Source organism: Pseudoclavibacter terrae (assembly GCF_008831075.1).
GTDB lineage: Bacteria > Actinomycetota > Actinomycetes > Actinomycetales > Microbacteriaceae > Pseudoclavibacter > Pseudoclavibacter terrae.
This window is the reverse complement of record NZ_WBJX01000001.1, coordinates 1,107,710-1,128,320: the sequence shown is the minus strand read 5'-3', so window position 1 is coordinate 1,128,320 and position 20,611 is coordinate 1,107,710. Positions and strand designations below refer to the sequence as shown.

The following is a 20,611-nucleotide window of genomic DNA, read 5'->3' as shown; positions in this document are numbered from 1 at the left end:
GCGAGGAACCGGACGTCACTCCCCCGCTGGCTGCTCGCGCAGGCGCCGCCGATGCCCGACCAGGTCGACGACGGCGACCACGAGCGTGAGACAGGCCAGGCAGATGACCACGAGCAGGCCGCCGGCTACGGACGTCTTGTAGGCCTCCTGCACGACAGGGGAACTCGTGCCCTGCACGGCTCCCGTGACCTGCAGCGCGGCGACCCCCGCGAAGAAGACGGAGCTGCCGATCGCCAAGCCCATGGCGTTGCCGAGGCGCTGGCCGACCTGGGCGAACGAACCCGCGATGCCAGCCTGCTCGACGGGAACGTGCAGGAGCATCCGCATCTGGTTCGCCCCCATCACCAGTCCCGCGCCCGCACCCGAGATGATGAGCGACGCGCTGACCAGGTAGGGCGACAGCGCCGGCTCCGCCAACTGGGTCACGACGAGCACCACGGTGTACCCCACCGCGAAGAGCGCCACGCCGATGGCGACGAGCGTCGCCCCGTGCTGGAACGTCCACTTGCCCGAGACGGCCGCGACGACCGCCGAGGTGAGCGCGTACGGGACCGAGACGGCGCCGACCAGCACGGCCGTGTGGCCGAGCCCCTGCTGCAGGAAGAGCGTGACGAGGAGGAAGCCGACTGGCATCGCGGCGAAGAACAGCGTCGTGATGAGCACCCCGTAGCGATACGAGGGCGTGCGGAACAGCGCGAAGTCGACGACGGGCGTCTTCCCGATGCGGAGGTAGCGCCGCTCCCAGAGGATGAACGCGACGAAGAAGCCGAGCGCTGGAGCGAGCAGCCACCACCGGGCCGGGTCGTCCGTGTCCCGCCCCGAGGTCAGCACGAAGGGGAGCATCGTGGTCAGCACGGCAAGCCCGAGGAGGGCGACGCCGAAGAGGTCGAGCGTCTGCCCCTTCGCCACTTCCTGCTTCGACGGGAGGAGCCGCCAGGCGAACGGGAGCACGACCAGGGCGAGCGGCACGTTCATGGCGAACGTCCAGCGCCAGCCGGCTTCCTCCCCCAGCAGGCCGATGAGCAATCCGCCGATCGTCGGGCCGAACGCCGTGCCGAGCCCGACGATGGCGCCGAAGATCCCGAAGGCCCGCCCGCGCTCCTGGCCCGTGAAGAGCTGCTGGATGAGGCCGAGCACCTGGGGCATCAGGATGCCTGCGGCGAAGCCCTGCAGGATTCGACCGCCGATCAGCATCTCGGTGCTCACGCTGAGCGCGCACACGAGTGACGCCAGCCCGAAGGCGACCAGACCGATCAGGAACAGGCGCTTGCGATTCCACAGGTCGCCGAGTCGCCCCGAGGGGACGAGCAGGATCCCGAACGCCAGCACGTAGCCGGCGACGATGAGCTGCACGTCGGAGGATGCCGCACCGAGCGTGTGCTCGATCGGGCCGAGCGTGACGTTGACCTTGGCGAGATCGAGGATCGTGAGCACGGCGACGGCCGCGCACACCGCGAAGGCGGGCCAGCGCGAGGAATCCCCGGTCCCGCTCGAGGCCGGCATGGGCTGGCCGCGGTCGGGAGTCGACTGCTGCGTGGGGGAAGTCGCATCTGCTGACATATGGAGGACATGCTACGCCGCAGACGCGACGCACCGATTCCACTCGCCTCAGTGGTGATCTTCGGGGAGGCCGCAATACACTGGTCGCGTCGCGTCTGCAGGAGCGGCACAGGAGCTCTGAACCGCTGTTCACCCCCAAGAGGAGCAACGATGCGAACCGCCGCCGTACGAAGCGCCGCAGGCGCGTCCCTGGGGCTCGCCGCCCTCCTGCTCCTCAGTGGATGCACCCTCGTGACGACACTCGCCGGTGGGGGCACCGATCCCGTGGTGACGACGACGTCGACGTCCACTGCCGAGGAGACGGAGTCGGCCACGCCGACCGCATCCGAGACGGCAACACCGACACCAACCGCGGTGGCCGGCACGATGACCGGCATCGAGGACCTCGCGGTCGGCGACTGCTTCGACCTCGAATCGGATTCCGACGATGCTGAGCTCTTCCCGAACTGCGACTCGCTGCACACGTATGAGGCGTATCACTCCGAGAACATGCCGGGCGATGACACGTTCCCCGGCGACTCGGCGATCGATACCGCCCTCGAGGACATCTGCTCCGCCGCCTTCACCGGCTTCATCGGGGCGGAGCCGTTCCTGACCGAGTGGAACTACACGGGCATCGTGCCGAGTGCCGAGTCGTGGGCCAGCGGCGACCGGGAAGTGCTGTGCATCGTGACGCCCGTCGACGGCCAAGCCACTGCGGGAACGGCTGCGGGTTCCGCCAGTTAGCCTGGTGGGGTGTCCTCCCGAATCTCCGCAACGCTCTTGGCCGTGCTCGTCGTCAGCGGAGCGCTGACGGCCTGCACCGCCGATCCTGAGGCACCCCGCGCGGTTCCGATCACCGAGGTGAACATCGGCGATTGCTTCTCGTCGGACGCCGACCTCACCGTCGCGACGCTTGCATCCTCGTGCGCGGACCCACACCTCTACGAGGTGCTCTCGGCTGCACCGAGCGAACTCGGTGACGCGTTCCCAGGCGACGACGCTCTGGCCTCCGAGGCGGATGCACGGTGCTCAGCGGAGTTCGCGGAGCTCGGCCGGGACACGGTCGCAGGCCTCTCCGCGCTGCACCTTGTCCCGAGCGAGCAGACCTGGAGTGAGGGTGACCGCGACGTGGTGTGCCTCATCGCGAGCAGCGACGGCGCCGAGCTGAGCGGCTCACGTCTGCCGACCAACGGCTAGCCCAGCCTTCATCGCGGGCTGCCTGCCTGTGGACAGCGGCGGCGCGTGTCGGCGGCTGCGAGTAGCGTCCTCAGCACAGCAGGTTCTCGATCGGCGCCGTCCGCGTCCCGTCCGGTTCGCGGAGATCGCAGGATTCCGCGTCCGGAGAGGAATGCCCTTGCCAGCTACCGCCATCACACCTGACCTCGTCGTCGGCGAGGACGGCCTCGCGCGGCCCCTGTGGGCGAGCCGGGACGAGCTGCTCATGCAGTACTACGACACGGAATGGGGCATGCCGATCACCGACGAACGGGGCGTGTTCGAGCGCCTGTGCCTCGAGATCTTCCAGTCAGGGCTGTCCTGGCGCCTCATCCTGCAGCGACGGCCGCTGCTGCGAGAGGCGTTCGCCGGTTTCGACGTCGACGCGGTGGCCGAGTTCGGCGACGACGACTTCGAGCGTCTGATGGGTGACCCAGGCGTGATCCGGAACCGACTCAAGATCTCCTCGGTCATGAGGAACGCTCGCGCCACGGTCGCGCTGCGCGAGAGTGAGCCACTCAACGAACTCGTCTGGGGCGCCAAGCCGGCGACGACGCCGAGACCAGCTTCAGCCGCAGACGTGCCGAGTTCGAGCGATGAGTCGCGACAGCTCACGAAGAGCCTCAAAGCGCACGGCTTCAGCTTCGTCGGTCCAACCAACCTCTTCGCACTCATGGAGGCGATCGGCATCGTCGACACGCACCTCGTCGGCAGCCACCGGCGAGGCACATCCGGCGTGTGGCCGACGGACTGACTCAGGCACCGCCGACCGCAGACGACAAAGCCCCGACCCGCCAGTGTTGAACTGGCGGGTCGGGGCCTTCGCTCATGACGTGGGTTTCGTGGAGATGGGGGGAATCGAACCCCCGTCCACAACTACGAAACCGCGGCTTCTCCGGGTGCAGTCTGTCTACTGTTCTACTTGGCTCCGATCATGGGGACAGACACCTTGATCGACGAGCCCAGTTCCAGTGCAAGTCCCGTGGTGCCCTGAAACACAACACCACAGCAAGTTCCCTTAATGACGCCAGCTACCGGAGCGGGAACTCCCCCGGGCTGACGGACTATCGGACTCGCTTAAGCAGCGAGGGCGAAGTCGGTGCGCTTAGCGTTAGCACCTATGTTTTGCGAGGGGCGTTTACGAGATAACCCCGCATCCTCGACCCGCTTCACGCCGATTCACCAGTCATGTCGAAACCGATCATCCCCGTGAGCCGAGTCTCCTCGGCGGCGTTCCACGTCATGAGCTCTGTTGAGTTGCAGCTGCCAGAAGAACTGGCAGCTCCTAAACATACGTCAAGACGGCCGGAAAATCCACGTCCTGGCGTGCTCAGGGCAAGCCTGGAGGCGATTCCCGGCAGGACCAGTAACCTGAACCCCATGAGCGGCAATGACTTTGAAGGATTCGGGCGCCCGAATTGGCAGAAGCCCGAGCACGGCGACGAGCATGCCCAGGAGTCCGGGGGCACCGTTCCGGCAGACCAGGCCTCTGGTGAGGGAGACCAGGCCTCTGGTCACGAGGGCTTCGGAGCGCACTTCGGCAGGCCTGCTGAGGAGCCGGACGCTCCTGCCCCCTCCGAGGATGGAGCCGGGCAGCCAGAGGTGAGCGACAGCGAGGCCCCCGCGCCTGACCAGTACGAGGCGCCAGCGGCGCCCACCTGGCCGCGTGATGCCGAGCCATCGCCTCAGGGCGACGCAGTCGGCGAAGGCGCCGAACCGGCGAGCGGCGACCAGTCTCACGCTGACCAGAACAGCACCGAGGTTCTCGGCTTCGGTGACGGCAACGAGACCGCTGTGCTCGGTCGCGGAGACCACAACCAGACGGAGATCCTCGACTCTGGCGCGCCCGCCGCCCCGAATTGGGAGCAGACTCCCCAGCAGGACCCGAACGCCTGGAACGGCCAGGGCGCCTCCGCCTCGGCCCCCGCAGCATGGGACCAGCAGCCATCCGCTCCCGCGTGGGGCCAGTCGGCTCCAGACGCGCAGGACGCCCCGACGACGCAGACCCCGGCGTGGAACGCCCCGGATGCCGGTCAGGCTGGCCCCGGTCAGGCGAACGGCGGCTTCGAGTCGCCAGCGCACGGCGAGGTGAACAGCGCGCCGAGCTACGGCGGCCAGAACGAGGCACACGGGTTCGGCTCGACCGCCCCCGAAGCAGGTGCTGCCGCCTTCGGCGCAGGCTACGGCGCGCAGCAGCAGGCCGGCGCCTGGAACGGCGCCCCGGAGAACCAGACGCCAGCTCCCTACGCCCCCGGCCAGGAGTTCGGGGCACCGGCGTTCGGCGGCAACGGGGGCGGTGGCTACCAGGGCGGCGGACCGTCCGGCCCCAACGACTTCGGCAACGGAGCCCCTGCCAAGAAGCCCTGGTTCCGGAAGCCAGCGATCCTCATCCCCGCGATCATCGGCGTGGTGGTCCTGGTCGGAGCTGCCGTAGCGATCCCCGTCACCATCCACAACAACAACGTGAACCGCGGCGACGAGCTCGCTGCTGCGTTCCAGACGGACCTCGACGCGCACTACGCGGACTGGACGACCGAGAACCTCGACCTGGCCGCCAACGTCACCATCTCGGCCTCGCTGGGCGAGAACACCGACTTCTTCTCGCAGTCGGCGGCCCAGATGACCGACTTCTCGACTCGCTGCGGGAACGTCGCGACGGCGGAGACGACGATCAACGACCTCGCCGGCTCCACCGTGCCCTCGCTCGCGGTCGAGGACGGCGCCGACGCCTCCGACGCGTACAAGGCCGCCCAGACCGAGAGCGACGGCCTCAGCGAGCGACGCGACATCGTCGCGAACTTCGCTGACACGGCAAGCGCGGACGTCGCGGCGCTGCAGCAGTTCTGCGAGGCGTTCCCGAAGTACAACTCGATCTACAACACGTTCGGCACGCAGCTCGCGTCGTTCTCGTCGACGGTCTTCACCATCCCCGACGGTCAGAACATTGACCTCGGCAACAACCTGTACTACCCGTGCAACGTGTCGACGGGATGCCCGAACTACAGCGACCCGAACATCGGCACGACGATCGCAGACGCCATCAAGTCGACCTACGTCGACTTCTACCGTGGCATCGCGGACCTGGCTGCATCGGAGTGCTTCCTCGACGAGCTCGCTGACGTCTGCACGAGCTACAGCACCGAGTTCGGGAAGGCCGCGGATGCTGCGCAGGCCGCGTCCGACTCGTACCGTTCCGAGACGCTGAGCCTCACCGTCGGGGCCGTTCCGTTCGCCAACTCGGCACCGCTGTTCACCGCGATGTTCGACTCGTTCGACGCAGCCGACGCGGCCGTTCAGACGGCCTGGTGGAGCGCCGACCCGTCGTCGGACGGCCAGACGGACCGCGGTTGGCAGTCGCGAAGCCTGAAGACGCTGCTCTCCGCACACGAGAGCTCCATCGCGACGCTCGTCGAGAGCGTGCGCTAGCGGCTCGAGGCGACGGACAGCGATGCGGCCCCCGATCCAGTGGATCGGGGGCCGCATTGCTTTCCGGGACGTGCAGCGCACCGGCACGCGGGGCGCTGCCTACTCCCCCATGTACTTGCGAGACGCGACGGCGCGGTCGGCCTCGCGCTTGTCCTGGCGCTCACGCAGCGCGTGGCGCTTGTCGAACTCGCGCTTGCCCTTCGCGACGGCCAGCTCGACCTTTGCTCGGCCGTTGAGGAAGTAGAGCGTCAGCGGGACGAGCGTGTAGCCGCCCTCTTTGGTCTTCATGGCGAGCTTGCGGATCTGCTCCTTGTGCAGCAGCAGCTTCCGCTTGCGGCGGGGTGCGTGGTTGTTCCACGTGCCCTCGAGGTACTCGGGGATGTGCACGGCGTCGAGCCACGCCTCACCGCGGTCGATGTACGCGTATCCGTCGACGAGGGAGGCGCGCCCCTGTCGGAGCGACTTCACCTCGGTTCCGTTCAGCACGATGCCTGCTTCGAGGGTGTCCTCGATCAGGTAGTCGTGCCTGGCTCGACGGTTCGTCGCGACAGGCTTCGTCCCTTGCTCCTTTGGCATGGCCTCTTCCTCTCTCGACGGCAGACGATGGACAGCCCGCTATCTTACGACACGGGCTGCCCATCGGTCTACCTTGCTGTTGCGTGCGGGTCAGACCTTGAGGTACTTGTTGATCGCGATGCGCGCGGAGACCCAGGCGAGCAGCACGCTGACGACGAGGAGGACGGGGATCGCGAGGAGCGCCTCCGGGACTCCGATGAGGGAGACGAATGGCAGCTGCCTGCCGAGGTAGCCCTGCACGAAGAAGTGCGCGATCGCGACGGTTGCCGCCAAGGCGAGCACCGCACCGATGAGGGCCGCGACGACGCCTTCGAGGATGAAGGGCGCCTGGATGTAGCGGTTGGATGCGCCGACGAGGCGCATGATGCCGATCTCGCGGCGCCTGCTGATCGCGGAGAGGCGGATCGTGGTCGCGATGAGCAGCGCGGCTGCGACGAGCATGACGACCGCGACGCCGATCGCGGAGAGGCTGGCGACGTTGAGCAGCTCGAAGATGCTCTCGAGGTACTGGCGCTGGTCCGTGACCGCCTCCACACCGTCGTAGTTCGAGAGCTGCTCGATGATGATGTCGGCCTGGTCGGGGTCGGTGAGCGTGATGAGGAAGCTCTCCGAGAGGTACTCGGGCTCGACGAAGGACACGATGGGGTCGCCGGCGAACTGCTGCTGGAAGTTCTCGTAGGCCTGGTCCTGGTCCTCGAATTCGTACTCGCTGACGTACGGGGTGAGGACGGCGCCCTGCAGGGCTGCCTCGACGGCGTCGCGCTGGGTGTCGCTCGCCTGACCGCCTGCGCAGTTCGGGGCGGTCGAGACGGAGGAGCAGAGGTCGACGGACACCTGGGCTCGGTCGTACCAGAACGCCTTCATGCTGCTGATCTGCTGCTGCATGAGGATTCCGGCGCCGACGAACGTCAGGGAGACGAAGGTCACGAGCACGACGGAGATGACCATGCTCGAGTTGCGGCGCAGTCCCTGCCACATCTCGGCGAATACGCGGCCGATCATTTGACGTCTCCAGTGTTCTTCGTGGTCTTCTCGCCGGCGACGCGGGAGGCGATCGAGTCGGCGATGGATGTGGGGGCTTGTGCCTGGACCTGCGCGTCGGCGTCGTCGTTCTGCTCGAGCTGGTTCGCGGTTGCCGTCTCCGCTTCTGTGAGCGGCACGATTCCCGGCTGGTAGACGCCGTCGGACTCGTCGCGCATGATGACGCCACCGTCGAGCTCGATGACGCGCCTGCGCTCCTCGTCGACGATCGAGACGTCGTGCGTGGCCATGACGACGGTGGTGCCGTTCGCGTTGATGCGGGTGAGGAGACGCATGATGCCGCGACTCGTGACGGGGTCGAGGTTTCCGGTCGGCTCGTCCGCGAGGAGGATGTCCGGCTTGTTGACGACGGCGCGCGCGATGGCGACGCGCTGCTGCTCGCCGCCGGAGAGTTCGTGGGGGAAGCGGTTCGCCTTGTCGCCGAGGCCCACGGTCTCGAGGACGTCGGGGACGGCTTTCGCGACGTGGCCGCGCGACTTGCCGAGCGCTTCGAGCGCGTATGCGACGTTCTCGAACACGGTCTTGCCTGCGAGGAGGCGGAAGTCCTGGAACACCATGCCGATGCTGCGGCGGTAGTAGGGCACCTTGCGGTTGGAGATGCGGCGCAGGTCCTGGCCGAGCACGTGCACCTGTCCGCGGCTCGGGGCGTCCTCGCGGAGGATGAGGCGGAGGACGCTGGATTTGCCGGACCCGGAGGGCCCGACGAGGAACACGAACTCGCCGCGCAGCACCTCGAAGGTGATGTCGTCGAGTGCGGGGGCGGCGGTGCCAGGGTAGACCTTGGCGACGTTATCGAATCTGATCATGGCGCTAACAGGGTAGGCACCGGAGTGGCCGCAGCCCGGCGCGACATGCAGAACACGTCAGACGTGGGGGCCCGGCTCGTTGCTTCCGGGCGCCTTCTCCGCGTTCCTAGGCGGCGTCGGCTTCGCCGCGCTTGCGCCAGCGGATGCCGGCGGCGATGAACGCGTCGATGTCGCCGTCGAAGACCTTGTCGGTGTTGCCGGTCTCGTGCTGGCTGCGGAGGTCCTTGACCATCTTGTATGGCGCGAGGACGTAGGAGCGCATCTGGTCGCCCCAGCTCGCGGTGATGTTGCCGGCGAGCTCCTTCTTCTGCGCGTTCTCTTCCTCGCGGCGGAGCAGGAGGAGCCGGGACTGCAGCACGCGGAGCGCTGCGGCGCGGTTCTGGATCTGGCTCTTCTCGTTCTGGCAGCTCACGACGATGCCGGTGGGGAGGTGCGTGATTCGGACTGCGGAGTCGGTCGTGTTGACGGACTGGCCGCCCGGGCCGGACGAGCGGAAGACATCCACGCGCATGTCGTTGTCTGGGATCTCGATGGATTCTGTCTGCTCGATGAGCGGCACGACCTCGACGGCGGCGAAGCTCGTCTCGCGGCTGCCTGCGGAGTTGAATGGGCTCATGCGCACGAGGCGGTGGGTGCCGGCTTCGACGGAGAGGGTGCCGAAGGCGTATGGGCTGTCGATCTCGATGGTGGCCGACTTGATGCCGGCCTGCTCGGCGTAGCTCGTGTCGAGGACGGAGACCTTGTAGCTGTGCTGTTCTGCCCAGCGGAGGTACATGCGCAGGAGCATCTCGGCGAAGTCGGAGGCGTCGACGCCGCCGGCGCCGGCGCGGATCGTGATGACCGCGGGGCGCGGGTCGAATTCTCCGTCGAGGAGGGTCTGGACCTCGAGGTTGCCGATGACCTTGGTGATCGACTTGAGCTCGGCGCGGGCTTCTTCCGCCGTGTCCTCGTCTTCCATCTCGACGGCCATCTGCGCGAGCACTTCGAGGTCGTCGAGGCGTCGTTCGATCTCGTCGAGGCGCTTGAGGTCGGACTGCGCGTGGCTGAGTGCGGAGGTGACCTTCTGCGCGTTCTCGGTGTCGTTCCAGAGGTCGGGGACGGATGCTGCGGCTTCGAGCTCCACCACCTTCGCGCGGAGCTTGTCGGGGTTGAGCACGGCGCTGATGTCTCCGAAGGTGCTGCGCAGGGCGGCGATTTCCGAAGCGAGGTCAAGGTTGATCATGATCCCTCAAGACTAGCCGCCAGGGCTGGGCGGCGCGGTTCGGCTCGCGTGAGGTCAGGACAGCACGACTCTGGCGTCGCTGGAGACGGTGATGTCGAGACCGGATGGGAGCAGCGCATGGGCGAGGGGTGGCGTCCAGTGGCCGGTGATGACGACGTGGGCGGTGACGCCGTCCGGGGTGGTCGCCGAGTCGAGCGTGAGGCCATCCGGGGCACCACCCGCGAGGTCTTCGAGGGTCATGACGGCTCGCTCGGAAACTGCCTCGGGGTCGAGGACGGGTGTGAGTTCGTCTCCGCTGAGGGCGACGTCGGCTGCGGAGAAGCTCTCGGAGGCGGAGAGCGCCACGGCGTCCGCGATCGTGAGGAGTCGCTTTCGTTCGATGGACAGCGACGTGGCGGCGGCGAGCACGTAGACGGTCGTGAGTCCGATCATGAGGAAGACGAGGATGAGCGGGAGCACGCTGCCTCGTTCGTCGCGCATCCGCTGCAACCCGTCCGGGATCCGGGTTGGGTGCTTGCTCATGTGGAGAGTCCGAAGCGTGTGACGGCAAACGAGGATGTGGCGCTTGTCGGGATGGAGAGCGGGGCCGCTCCCCCGGTGAGGTTCGGCGCGAATGGCAGGGGCACGTCGATCGTGACGGTGACGGTGACGGTGACGACGGCTCCTGCATCCTGGCAGGTGTCGGCGGGACTGTCGCATGCGACGAGCTGTTCAACGGCCTCGGCTTCGAAGCCGTGGTCGGCTGCGGCCAGGTTGATCGCCGCCGCCGCGAGAGCCTGCGTCTCCACGGACTCGGGGTCGGATGCCAGCAGGCGTGCTGCGCTTCTCGCCGCCGACTCCCCGGCAATGCTCGCTCCCTGCAGCGCCGAGAGCGTCAGCATGAGGTAGGCGAGCGGCACGATCAGGAGTGTGCCGAGGGTCAGGAACTCGAGCGAGGCTGACCCCCGATCGTCACGCAGCGTCCAGCGTCTCCTGTGGCGCATGCCCGGTCACCTCCAGTGCTTCTGGCAGTCCGAGGAGGCCGATGAGCGGAAGTGGCGAGCGCACGGTGACGGCGACGACTGGCGCTCCGTTGAGTTGCGTTGTGGTGGCTGTGATGTTCTCGGCGTAGCCGGCGCCGAGGCTGACGGAGATGAGCTCTGCTGCTCGCGCTTCGCCCGCGTCGAGGTCGGCGCCGAACAGCCCGGCGTGCCTGGCGCCTTCGCCCGCGGCGTCGAGGAGCGTCGTGCGTACGTAGAGCGCGAAGCCGATCTGCAGGACCGTGACGGTGAGGAGCACGAGCATCGCCGTGACCATGACCCACTCGGCGACCGCCGATCCCCGGTCGTCGCGGATCACGGGCCGGAGTGAGCGGGCGGGCTTGTCAGCTGAAGTCACTGACTCGGGTGATGGCGTTCTCGAACACGTTGACGAGGAGGTCGCCGGCGACGGTCCAGAGGAGGATGACGATTCCGGCGGACATGATCGTGATCAGAACCCAGCCGGGGACGTCTCCGCGTTCGGAGGCTGCTCTGGTTCGGAGTGCGTGGAGGAATTGCATGGTCGTGCCTTTCGGGTGGGGCTCTAGAAGCTCGTGCGGAGCACGAAGACGGCTGGGTAGAGCGCGAACAGGATGGTGGTGGGCAGGATGAGGAAGATCAGCGGGACGAGCATCTGCACTTCTTTGCGCCCCGCCGCTTCGAGGAGCTCGCGCTTTCCGAGCTCTCGGGCGTCGCTTGCCTGTGCGCGGAGCACTTCGACGAGGGGCGCGCCGCGTTCCAGTGCGGAGATCATGTGCTCGACGCAACGGTCGAGTGGCAGGTATTTGACGCCCCTGGTCATCTCGTGGAGCGCGTCGGCGAGCGAGACGCCGGTGTTCACGTGGTGGACGACGCGTGCGAATTCCTTGGCCAGTTCGCCGGTGCTGACGCTCGCGACGCGCCTGAGGCTGTCGAAGACTCCCTCGCCGGCCGAGATGCTGAGGGAGAGGAACTCGATCACGGTCGGGAACTCGCTGGCCACTTGTCGATGCCGGCGGTGCGCTGCACGCCCGAGTGCCTGGTCGCGGGCGAAGATCCCGACGCCGCCGAGCAGGAGGGGAAGCAGGATCTGAGCGATGACCGGCATCCCTCGGGTCACGCCGAGCATCAGTGCGGTGGCGAGTCCGATTCCTGCCGCGATCAGCCCCCAGGTGAGCTGTTCGGCGCGGAAGCGTTCGACGCTGGCGGAGGAGCCGCTTTGGCGAAGCTGGCCGATGATGCGGTCGTTGCCGCCGAGGACTTCGCCGAGCAGCGTGCGTCCCTTCGCCATGATCGGGGCGGTGAGGGTGCCGAGGACAGGGAGCGGGTCGGTCGCGGTCTTCTGCACGTCGGCGCGGGCGGCTGCCGACACGTCGAGGAGGTGCGGTGCGAGGCGTTCGGCGAGATTCGGTCTGGAGAGTCGGGGCACGGCGGCGAGCATCGTCCAGAGGCCGATGCCGAGACCGAGGCCGCAGAGGACGGCCCAGCCGAGGGTCTCGTTCATGCGAACCACCTGCGGTCGTCTTTCAGCTTCGCGATCCGGAGCATCACGAGGTAGGCGAGGACTGTCGTGGCGAGGCCGATGAGGATGACGACGGCACCTTCGTAGCTGTTGAAGGCGGTGGCGGCTTCCGGCCGCGTGGCCAGCATGAGCAGGACGATCCAGGGTGCGGCTGATCCGAGCTTTGCGGCGTTCATGACCCAGGACTGCTTCGCCTCGACTTCGTGGCGCACCGCTTGCTCTTCGCGGAGGTAGCTGCCGAGGCTCTTGAGCACCGTGGGGAGCTCGGCGCCGCCGACGTCCCTGGACATGCGGAGTGTTTCGAGGATGCGGTCGGCGGTTGGGTCTGCGAGCCGTTCCTTGAGGTCGTCCAGCGCGACACGGAAGCTTCCCGTGAGGCGGTACTGCCTCGTGAAGGCGGCGAAGTCGTCGCGCAGCACGGCCGGGCCAGACTCCGCCAGGCTCGCGACTCCCTCCGGCAGAGCCACGCCGGACCGGACGGAAGCGACGAGGTGGTCGATGACGTCCGGCCAGACGAGACGGTTGCGGCTGCGCCGCTGCACGGAACGCATACGGACGATCGCGAACGGGCCGGCGCAGCCCGCGAGGAAGGCCAGCACGGCGACGGCGATCACACCGGTGAGCGCGAGTCCTGCGGCGCCGAGCGTGAGACCGAGGACACCCGCGGCGCCCGCGAAGGCGGCCACAGGAACACGCTCGAAGCCTGCACGCCGCAGGTCGGCGCGGAAGTCGTCGACGCGGGAGGCACGGCACTCGACGCGCTCGGCGCTCCGAGGCCAGAGCCACGCACTCACGATGCTGGAGACACCCGCGCCCATGACGAGCGCGAGCAGCACGTTCACAGGGACCTCCGAAGAATTCGAGCAGGGTCGAGACCGCGCGCCTCGTACTTCGCGATGCGTGGCGGCGGGGACCCCGTGGATTCGAGCTGCCCGCGACCGCGGCGGAAGAGCGTCGCCGCCTCGATGATCTGACCCGTCGCGACACCCGTGGGTGCGAGGATCTCGCCCACGTGTCGAGCCCCTGAAGCGGTCATCTCCAGGTGCACCACGAGGTCGATGCAGCTGGCGACCGTCGGCACGACGAACGCGCTGTCGATGTTGCGCCCAGCCAGGAGCGGCAGCGTCGACAGCTTGATGAGCGCGTCCCGAGCCGAGTTGGCGTGGATGCTGCACATGCCAGGCATACCTGAACTAAGCTTCACGCTATGGCAGTCCAAGAGCAACCACGCGCCGCGCTCTACGCTCGAATCTCTGAAGATGACAACTCCGTGGACAAGACCGGCAACCAGCTAGCGGCATGCCTGAAGCTGGCAGAGAAGGCGAACTACAAGGTCGTAGCCGAGCTTGACGAAGGTACTGTGAGTGCTTACCAGGGACTGGAGCGCCCTCGCTTCAAAGAACTGGCACAGCTCGTGCAGTCTGGAGCTGTGGATGTGGTCGTAGCGACCGAGCAGACGCGCCTAGCGCGAGAGGACCACGAGCGTGCGGCCTTCGCCAAGATCAGCGCAGATCGTGGAGTGCTCTGGCACTTCAGCACCAGCGGTGCTGTGTTGGACCTTAGTAAGCCAACCGACCGATTGAACGCGGGCATCACCGGACTGTTTGCCAGCTACGAGAGTGACCTCAAAAAAATGAGGCTGAACGCGCGCTTCGACGCTCAGCGAATTCTTGGATTGCCACTCTGGGGGCCTCGCCCCTTCGGGTACGAGAAAGATCGTGTGACCATCCGCGAGAGCGAGGCCGAGCACCTTCGCGAGGCCTACGCCGCCGTGATCAGAGGAGAGACTCTCAACAGTATCGTCCGGGACTGGGAGAAGAAGGGCATCCGTTCACCAGTTGCTGAGGATAGAAATCCGAAGCGTCCGGTCAAGCGCAGAGGCGGAAACACCTACAACGTAACGATGTTGAAGGCACTGCTGCTGCGTGAACGCAACATCGGAGTTCGCACGAGCGGCGCGGGTGCGAGCTTGGTTCGGGAGAAGGGCGCATGGCCGGAGATCGTCCAGGGCAAGGTCTACCTTGAAGCGCGGGACACGCTGCGAGGCATACAGCAGAAGCATCCGGGCCAGTTCGGCGGCGGAGTCAAGAAATACCTCAGCGCCGGGCTCGTCCTCTGCGCATGCGGCTTGCCCCTTAGATCTGGCAGTAGCAACGGCACGATGTATCTCCGGTGCCGGCCGAGCTATGAGAGACGCGCTGGAGCGTCGCATGGCGACCAGCATTCCTCTGTGCGCATGGACATCGTCGAGCCTTACGTCCGGGGCGCACTCATCCGTGCCATCTGTGAAGCACCGCTGCCTGACGATCAGGCGACTTCGACGGGGCGCGCGGCTGAGATCGAAGCTGAGATGAACCGGGCCCGGGGAAGCATCGAGCGCTTGTTGGACGTCCTAGAGGAAGCGACAGAGGGTGTACCCCAGATTCAAGCCCGTATCGCCAAGCAAGAGCGCGCACTTTCGAAGCTCGCGGAAGAGCGGGGCGGTCTTGCCCTTGAGAGTCGCGGCCAGCTGTCCGACTTGCGGGCGGACATGTTCAGCCGCGACCCTGAGACGGGGAAGATAACCGCGAGTCTGGACGCTGGCGTCACGCTTAGGCGAGCCGTCGGTGCACGTCTTGACGCTATGACGATCGCAGAGCAGACCCTCTATGCGCGGGAGTACGTCAGGGTTCGAGTCGCACCCGGGAGGCGGGCTGCCGTGGACCGGCTAAGCGTCAGCTTTTTGAAGTCACCCCATCTCGACCCGGAAATCGACGACGCGCAGGAGCTGGCAAGCTGGAACGAGTAGGCCCATGCCGTCCGGCAGCACCCGGAAAAGTACACTCGGACCTCCGGCCTATCCAGATCGCATAGGACGCCGTCTCGACTTCAAAGATCTGGGTGCGGATCGGACGTTTCCATCGGATCGGCCAAGGGCTCGACGCTGACTTGGAGGGCATGTAGCTCTGTCTGCGAGACGCCGTAAAGTTCCAAGACTAAGTCTGAGATGCGCGTATCTACGATGGCTCGGCTTGCCCCTGGAGGTAGCTGCATCCTCTTCTCCCATAGGTCGCCGAGCCTGTCCCAGGTTCCTCGCTCCCCAGCCGCATGCCCCTTGATGGGCAGCGAGTCAATGTACGGCTTTGAGAATTTCCGGAAGCCTCCCTGGTACTCAGGGCTGTGGCCAAGAGCGTATGCCGAAAGCAACGGGGAGTTCAGGAGCGCCAGGAGCGGCTTTGGGTCGTAGCCACTCGGCAACCTCACCCCTGTGACACCCGCTGTACCTGTCGGGAACAGTTCACGACCACCGACGGCGAACGACGCGATCCTGGTGAAGGCCGGGGTCACCAGGTGCAGCTCGTTGAACGCGGCCGGCTCCTCAACGAACATCAGCCCCCACCACTGTCCGGTGAGATCTGTAGCAGACTGACCGAACCACTTCCTCTTTTGTAGCTCGGTTCGGATGCTTTCAAGATAGGCCTGGAGCCAGGGTGCGCGAGTCAGCTGTGAGGGCGTCAGTACGACGTAGCGACCATCGATCTCTTTGTAGGGGAACACGATCACTTCCCCACCCGGGGTGACTCGACCATCGCGAATATGGCGTCCTCTAACCAGCGGTCGCAGGAACTCAGGCTCAAGTCTTAGAGCCGTCGCCTCATCCTTTGAGAGAATCATCAACGGGTCTCTGCCCGTCTGCACGCCGTTGTCGAAGCCAGTCGCGATCTCATCCAAACGCGTCGCGCCATGCTCCATCCGCTGATAGACCGCTCGCGAGATCGGCGACGACAGATCCCAGGGTTCGGAGTTCAAGCGCGCGCGCTCGATGCCCCAAGACTGACTGGCAGCCATGTACTTCACCGCTCGGGTGTAGCTCAAAGTGCTTGAAGCCGCCGTGTTCTTGTCCAGGATCAGGATCTGGGAGTAATTCGTTGCACCCTCGAACAGCTGCTCCGCGCCGAAATTGACGATCGACTCGACGAGAGGTGAGTGGCTGAGCAGAGATCGGAGTCCCTTCGCCGATCCTGTCGCGAACATTTTGTTGGGCACTACCAAGCCGATACGCCCGTTCGGTGTCAACAGGTTGATCGACCGCTCGATGAAAAGGTAGTAGAGGTCGGCCTTGCCCGTATAGCTGGAATACTTGGACTTCAGGTACTTGAGGCTGCGTGCAGTCGTCTCGTAGCCCGCCATAAGCCATGGCGGATTGCCCACGACGGCATCGAATTCGAAGCCGAAGGCGCGCCAGTCAAATGGGTTCAGCTTCGTGCGGGCAGGATCGTCCACGTCCAACAGCTCGTCATCGGTCAGTACATCGTGACCGATGAGGCTGTTCCCGCAGCGCACGTTAGCTTCAATATCTGGCAGGATCCGGTCTTTGAAACCTGTGAGCGCGACGCTAGCATCGGAGGGTTCCTCGTCCTCCATGAATGTCAGGAGGAGCGACAGCTTGGCCACCTCAACCGCCTGCGCGTCGATGTCCACTCCGTGGATGTGGTCGGTGAGTATCCGTTTACGTTCCCGGGCGGTCAGCGCTAGCTCACCGTTACGGTTCTTCCTGAGTCGGACGTTTGTTTGGCGGCGAGAAGTGGGAAGCCAGCGCTGAGCGTCCTTGGCGTACTGGGCGAGGTGCCAGTCCAGCAGGTACCTGTAGCCGACGACAAGAAAACTCCCCGACCCGCACGACGGGTCTAGCAGTCGAAGCGGCTTGCGAGCCATGGACTCCGGCGTTCGCCCGGCCAGCAGCGGGTCGAGGACACGTTTGACAGTTTCCCGCGTCAACCACTCCGGTGTGTAGTAGACGCCCCCCGCCTTCCGGACCTCGGGCTTCTGCTCCAGAGCAACTTTCCCACCGGCGCGTGTGATCCGCCAAGAGAGGAAGGACTCGTAGGCCCGACCGAGCACTTCAACAGGCATGACGGAAAAGGCGTATGGAGACTGAGGAGGGTAGAACCGTTCTACGGTCTTCCGAATGACGTCATCGTCTATGTTCAAGTTCAAAGTCAAGAGATCTGGATCGACTCGACCCGCCTCGACGTCGAAGTGGAAGAGGCCCGAGTTGTAGCGTGCGTCTGCCTCGCGGTACAAGGTTTGAAGCGCGGCGCGGGGGTTTTGAGAGTTGACGGCCGTTCGAACCGCGCCGAAGCGCTCCATGCCGCGGTCCTCGCAAAAGCGGAGAAAAATCATCCTGTCCAGAGTCAGCTGGATCGACCGAAGCAGCTCCGAATCCGTGAGGTGGGGGTTTCGAACGGCGACATGGGCAAGCAGAGTCTGACGCGTCTCCTCCAGGTCCCGGAGAAAGACCCGGTCGATCCGCTCAGTGCCGCCCTTGTTTCCAGACGCCTTAACAAACAGTTCCAGCGCACCGGACGCAACTGACTCGCGTCCGACCAGCGCGTACAGCTCACCCCATCGCTCCTCAAGCTGATCCCAGGTAATGTAGAGGAGTCTGGCCTTGCTTGCCGGATCTCCCGGCTTGGGCCGAAGCCGGCCGTCGTAGACTGCGATCTCGCTGAAGTTCGTCAGGACGACGACCGGCAGCTGGGCCGACCAAGCGTAACCGCGTGCCTGAAACGCAGAGTCCTTGTGATTCTTGAGGGGGATCTTGGGTTTCTTCGCCTCCACGAAGAACCTGCGGACGCCGTCTACCCTTAGCGCATAGTCGGGGGCGCGATTGTGTCCATCCACTTCTTGAGCGGGTTCAACTACGACATCTTTGAAGCGCTCAGCCAGACCCGCATCGTTGCTTACGTCCCAACCCAATGCGGCGAGCAGCGGGTCAACGAACTCGATTCGAGTAGAAGCTTCCTTGTAGTTCTCGCGGAACAGCTCCATCTGGCGCTCGGCGAAATTCTGGACCCTTGCCTTCAACGACACCGGCATCGCAACGTCATCCATGGGGTTCCCTCCTGGGGCGTCCGCTCTGACGCATATTGCTTAGCGGCTTAAATCTGGTCTCAGCGCCCGGGCCTTCCAGCGCTGAATCTGAGCTTAGGACAGCACGGGCCTCGGCGTTTCCCGCCTAGACCCGGGTACGTGGGCGGGTGAAGGCGAAAGGACCTCCGCGCGGCGTCCGCATGGCTCTAACGCTCGATCTTCGAGAGCGCCCCTTGAGCGAGCCATCCAACAAGCGTTGAAGCTAAGAGCACCGCTGCTCGCGCCTCTTCGATGGAGACATCCTCGTAGTCCTCGCGTCCGTGCCGGTCGTTCTGGGAGTGCCACAGGAGCTGCATAGCTCCGAGCACTTGGTCGATCGATTGGCTGCCACTCAAAGCGAAGCGCCACTTCGCGTGTTGTCCCCGAAGGACGTTGATGTCCTTCCCCAGCGTGGCCGCACGGTCATTGTTCGAGATGAGAGGACCGGACAGCACCTCGACCGCGCGCACGGCATCGTAGTATGCATGACTCGCCGAAGGCTGGGGGCTAAACGCGCTCTCCCAAGCTCGCCTCAAGAGGCTACTGGCGCGATCTTGTCCGGTCATCACGCTTTCGACGACAAGGCGTACCCCACCTGGTAGGCGCTCGACGAGACCACACCTTCCGGCTCGCTCGCCGACCTCCCAAGTAGAGCGGGCGTCGTGGAGAAGCTTCTCTAGCTGCTTGACTTTGGAGTAAGAGCCCCTACGCGCAAACGGCACCGCGCTGAGCTTGTAGTCGACTACGAAGGTCAGCGTCTCTTCCGGAAGCTCCGCCAAGACTCGGCGTGCATCGCTCAGATGGACGTGGCTCTGGCCAACGCCGCTGACGACACGCCCAGATGCTGCCTGAAACTGTTGCACCCAATCCCAGTCGACGTAGTTGTGAACGGACGAGCTCCCGCTGTCGATGATCCAGGACACGATGCTCGGGATGGCAGTGCTTGGCATGCCCACGGCTGGTGTTAGGAAGGCTTCAAGCTCGGCTTCGGCGAGACCGGGCGGCGTCCATCTGTATTCCTCGCTCATCCCACCATCATGCCGGTCAATTGTCAGCGATGTATTCACCTCAAATGTGTCATTCGCAGAAACGATCAGAAACACCCCGTGTCCGTTCCGGACACCGACCCGCGCGGGCGGCTGAAGGCACTAGGGGTCAAAACGATTTCGGTCCTGCTGCCCCGGACCGCTCGGAGACGGGGCACATCGGCGGACACACGAAACTCCCGCACGTGGCGGGGGCCGGTCGTGCGAGCGGAGCGGCTATGCCTTGGCATCTCCGATTACCCGGTAGATGGTCTGGCGGCTGACGCCGTAGTCCTCTGCAAGCTCCGTCGGGCTGGCCTTGGCCTCATAGCGCTTCCGGATATCGGCGCGCTGGCGCTCGGTGAGCTTCGGCTTCCTGCCGCCGACGCGGCCGCGAGCACGCGCCGCCGCCAGCCCATCTTTCGTGCGGCTGACCATCATGCCGTGCTCGAACTCTGCGAATGCGGCAATCATGGTGAAGAAGAGACGCCCCTCCGGTGTAGCGGTGTCGATCTTCTGCTCGGTGGCTTCGAGGTGGACGCCGTTGTCCTCCAACCATTTGGCAATTTCGAGGAGGTCGCGAGTCGAGCGGCCCAGCCGGTCCAAGCGAGTGATTACGAGAGTGTCGCCGCGACGGAGCTTCCCGCGTGCGATGTCCCACTGGGGGCGGCTCGCCTTCGTGCCAGTGTAGAAATCGACGTGGATCGCGTCCACTGCTGCCGATTCGAGGGCATCCCTCTGAGAATCTGGGTTCTGGTCGGTCGTGGATACGCGGCTGTACCCGATGCGCTGAGAAGTCACGCCCAGAGCGTAACACAAACGGTGCTAACAGTACATAGATTTCGGACACGGAAAAAGTTACGGATTTCGAGCCAGTATCGGCGTCGATCAGCACGTGTCCGTAAATGATCGTTAGCGTTGCTCCGCGCGATCGGTCGAGCTAGGATCAGGGCCATCAGGTACAGCGCCTGATCGGCTCAGTATGCAAGGCCCCGCAACACCCCCTGCCGTACCGGGGCACCAAGATGCAGGCGGAGGCCTGATGTCCGATTTGGCGCTGGCACTAGTTGCTTTCCCGACCGTTTTCCTCTCCCTGACAACGGGTGTCGTCGCACTTATAGGCGCAATCAGCACCGGCCCACGGGGCAAGGTCGCGCGGCGTACCCTCTCGATGCTGGTCAGGATGCGCGAGCCCAAGGACTGACGGCTTCCGACAAACCCCCTGCCGTCGCCCGGCTGGCAGGGGGTGTCGGAACTGTCCGGGACGAAATGACCAAAGATCGCCGGACGCTCTGCGCGGCTCCGTCGAGGACAACGTGCCGCACTGCGGAGTTCTCAGGCTCCGC

20 protein-coding genes and 1 other RNA gene are annotated in these 20,611 nt (G+C 65.5%); 5 read left to right on the top strand and 16 right to left on the bottom strand.

Annotated elements, in window-relative coordinates; translation table 11 throughout:
* Positions 1–15 precede the first annotated feature (15 nt).
* Entirely contained in the window at positions 16–1,560 is a 1,545-nt protein-coding gene (locus F8O03_RS05225) for an MFS transporter (protein ID WP_244295924.1), read from the bottom strand.
* Positions 1,561–1,710: 150 nt separating this feature from the next.
* Here F8O03_RS05225 and F8O03_RS05220 point away from each other — a divergent pair, with 150 nt between their 5' ends.
* The 3 genes from F8O03_RS05220 (at position 1,711) to F8O03_RS05210 (ending at position 3,511) form a co-directional block, all read left to right on the top strand.
* Positions 1,711–2,286 carry a septum formation family protein gene (locus F8O03_RS05220; protein WP_167516481.1) on the top strand — a complete coding sequence of 192 codons (576 nt, stop codon included), beginning with the start codon at positions 1,711–1,713 and terminating at the stop codon, positions 2,284–2,286.
* A 9-nt stretch (positions 2,287–2,295) separates the two neighbouring features.
* Positions 2,296–2,739, top strand: a complete 444-nt coding sequence (locus F8O03_RS05215) for a septum formation family protein (RefSeq protein WP_151422886.1) — start codon at positions 2,296–2,298, stop codon at positions 2,737–2,739.
* Between the two features lie 151 nt (positions 2,740–2,890).
* Positions 2,891–3,511, top strand: coding sequence for a DNA-3-methyladenine glycosylase I (locus tag F8O03_RS05210; RefSeq protein WP_151422885.1), 621 nt, complete (start codon positions 2,891–2,893; stop codon positions 3,509–3,511).
* 86 nt (positions 3,512–3,597) lie between these two features.
* Here F8O03_RS05210 and ssrA read toward each other — a convergent pair.
* Positions 3,598–3,966, bottom strand: a transfer-messenger RNA (tmRNA) gene (ssrA, locus tag F8O03_RS05205).
* 171 nt (positions 3,967–4,137) lie between these two features.
* On the opposite strand from ssrA, the gene F8O03_RS05200 reads away from it, so the two are divergent.
* Positions 4,138–6,183, top strand: coding sequence for a hypothetical protein (locus F8O03_RS05200; protein WP_151422884.1), 2,046 nt, complete (start codon positions 4,138–4,140; stop codon positions 6,181–6,183).
* 99 nt (positions 6,184–6,282) lie between these two features.
* Here the strand turns inward: F8O03_RS05200 and smpB are convergent, their stop codons facing one another.
* From smpB to F8O03_RS18405, 11 genes are all read right to left on the bottom strand, one after another.
* Positions 6,283–6,759, bottom strand: coding sequence for an SsrA-binding protein SmpB (smpB, locus tag F8O03_RS05195; RefSeq protein ID WP_104241539.1), 477 nt, complete (start codon positions 6,757–6,759; stop codon positions 6,283–6,285).
* A 90-nt stretch (positions 6,760–6,849) separates the two neighbouring features.
* On the bottom strand, positions 6,850–7,761 hold the full coding sequence (gene ftsX, locus F8O03_RS05190; protein ID WP_151422883.1) for a permease-like cell division protein FtsX: 912 nt from the start codon (positions 7,759–7,761) through the stop codon (positions 6,850–6,852).
* Positions 7,758–8,606, bottom strand: a complete 849-nt coding sequence (gene ftsE / locus F8O03_RS05185; protein ID WP_104253535.1) for a cell division ATP-binding protein FtsE — start codon at positions 8,604–8,606, stop codon at positions 7,758–7,760. Before ftsE ends, ftsX begins: the two co-directional genes overlap by 4 nt.
* 106 nt (positions 8,607–8,712) lie before the next feature.
* The gene (gene prfB / locus F8O03_RS05180) at positions 8,713–9,828 is read right to left on the bottom strand and encodes a peptide chain release factor 2 (protein ID WP_104253536.1); all 1,116 of its coding nucleotides are present in this window, start codon (positions 9,826–9,828) and stop codon (positions 8,713–8,715) included.
* A 54-nt stretch (positions 9,829–9,882) separates the two neighbouring features.
* The gene (locus F8O03_RS05175; protein WP_151422882.1) at positions 9,883–10,350 is read right to left on the bottom strand and encodes a hypothetical protein; all 468 of its coding nucleotides are present in this window, start codon (positions 10,348–10,350) and stop codon (positions 9,883–9,885) included.
* Complete coding sequence (locus F8O03_RS05170; RefSeq protein ID WP_151422881.1) at positions 10,347–10,811, bottom strand: hypothetical protein; 465 nt, start codon at positions 10,809–10,811, stop codon at positions 10,347–10,349. The genes F8O03_RS05175 and F8O03_RS05170 overlap by 4 nt, the downstream gene beginning before the upstream one ends.
* Positions 10,780–11,205 (bottom strand): TadE/TadG family type IV pilus assembly protein, encoded by a 426-nt coding sequence (locus tag F8O03_RS05165; protein WP_244295922.1) that lies wholly within the window; start codon positions 11,203–11,205, stop codon positions 10,780–10,782. The genes F8O03_RS05170 and F8O03_RS05165 overlap by 32 nt, the downstream gene beginning before the upstream one ends.
* Positions 11,192–11,368, bottom strand: a complete 177-nt coding sequence (locus F8O03_RS18020) for a hypothetical protein (RefSeq protein ID WP_167516480.1) — start codon at positions 11,366–11,368, stop codon at positions 11,192–11,194. The genes F8O03_RS05165 and F8O03_RS18020 overlap by 14 nt, the downstream gene beginning before the upstream one ends.
* A gap of 23 nt (positions 11,369–11,391) precedes the next feature.
* The gene (locus tag F8O03_RS05160; protein WP_151422880.1) at positions 11,392–12,330 is read right to left on the bottom strand and encodes a type II secretion system F family protein; all 939 of its coding nucleotides are present in this window, start codon (positions 12,328–12,330) and stop codon (positions 11,392–11,394) included.
* Positions 12,327–13,190 (bottom strand): type II secretion system F family protein, encoded by an 864-nt coding sequence (locus F8O03_RS05155; protein ID WP_151422879.1) that lies wholly within the window; start codon positions 13,188–13,190, stop codon positions 12,327–12,329. Before F8O03_RS05155 ends, F8O03_RS05160 begins: the two co-directional genes overlap by 4 nt.
* Positions 13,187–13,525 (bottom strand): hypothetical protein, encoded by a 339-nt coding sequence (locus F8O03_RS18405; protein WP_425280945.1) that lies wholly within the window; start codon positions 13,523–13,525, stop codon positions 13,187–13,189. Before F8O03_RS18405 ends, F8O03_RS05155 begins: the two co-directional genes overlap by 4 nt.
* Positions 13,526–13,555: 30 nt before the next feature.
* Here F8O03_RS18405 and F8O03_RS05145 point away from each other — a divergent pair, with 30 nt between their 5' ends.
* On the top strand, positions 13,556–15,136 hold the full coding sequence (locus F8O03_RS05145; RefSeq protein ID WP_151422878.1) for a recombinase family protein: 1,581 nt from the start codon (positions 13,556–13,558) through the stop codon (positions 15,134–15,136).
* 80 nt (positions 15,137–15,216) lie between these two features.
* On the opposite strand, the gene F8O03_RS05140 is transcribed toward F8O03_RS05145, so the two are convergent.
* From F8O03_RS05140 to F8O03_RS05130, 3 genes are all read right to left on the bottom strand, one after another.
* Positions 15,217–18,222 (bottom strand): Eco57I restriction-modification methylase domain-containing protein, encoded by a 3,006-nt coding sequence (locus F8O03_RS05140; protein ID WP_151422877.1) that lies wholly within the window; start codon positions 18,220–18,222, stop codon positions 15,217–15,219.
* Positions 18,223–18,407: 185 nt separating this feature from the next.
* Positions 18,408–19,268 (bottom strand): hypothetical protein, encoded by an 861-nt coding sequence (locus F8O03_RS05135; RefSeq protein ID WP_151422876.1) that lies wholly within the window; start codon positions 19,266–19,268, stop codon positions 18,408–18,410.
* 234 nt (positions 19,269–19,502) lie between these two features.
* On the bottom strand, positions 19,503–20,066 hold the full coding sequence (locus F8O03_RS05130; protein WP_151422875.1) for a recombinase family protein: 564 nt from the start codon (positions 20,064–20,066) through the stop codon (positions 19,503–19,505).
* Positions 20,067–20,611 lie beyond the last annotated feature (545 nt).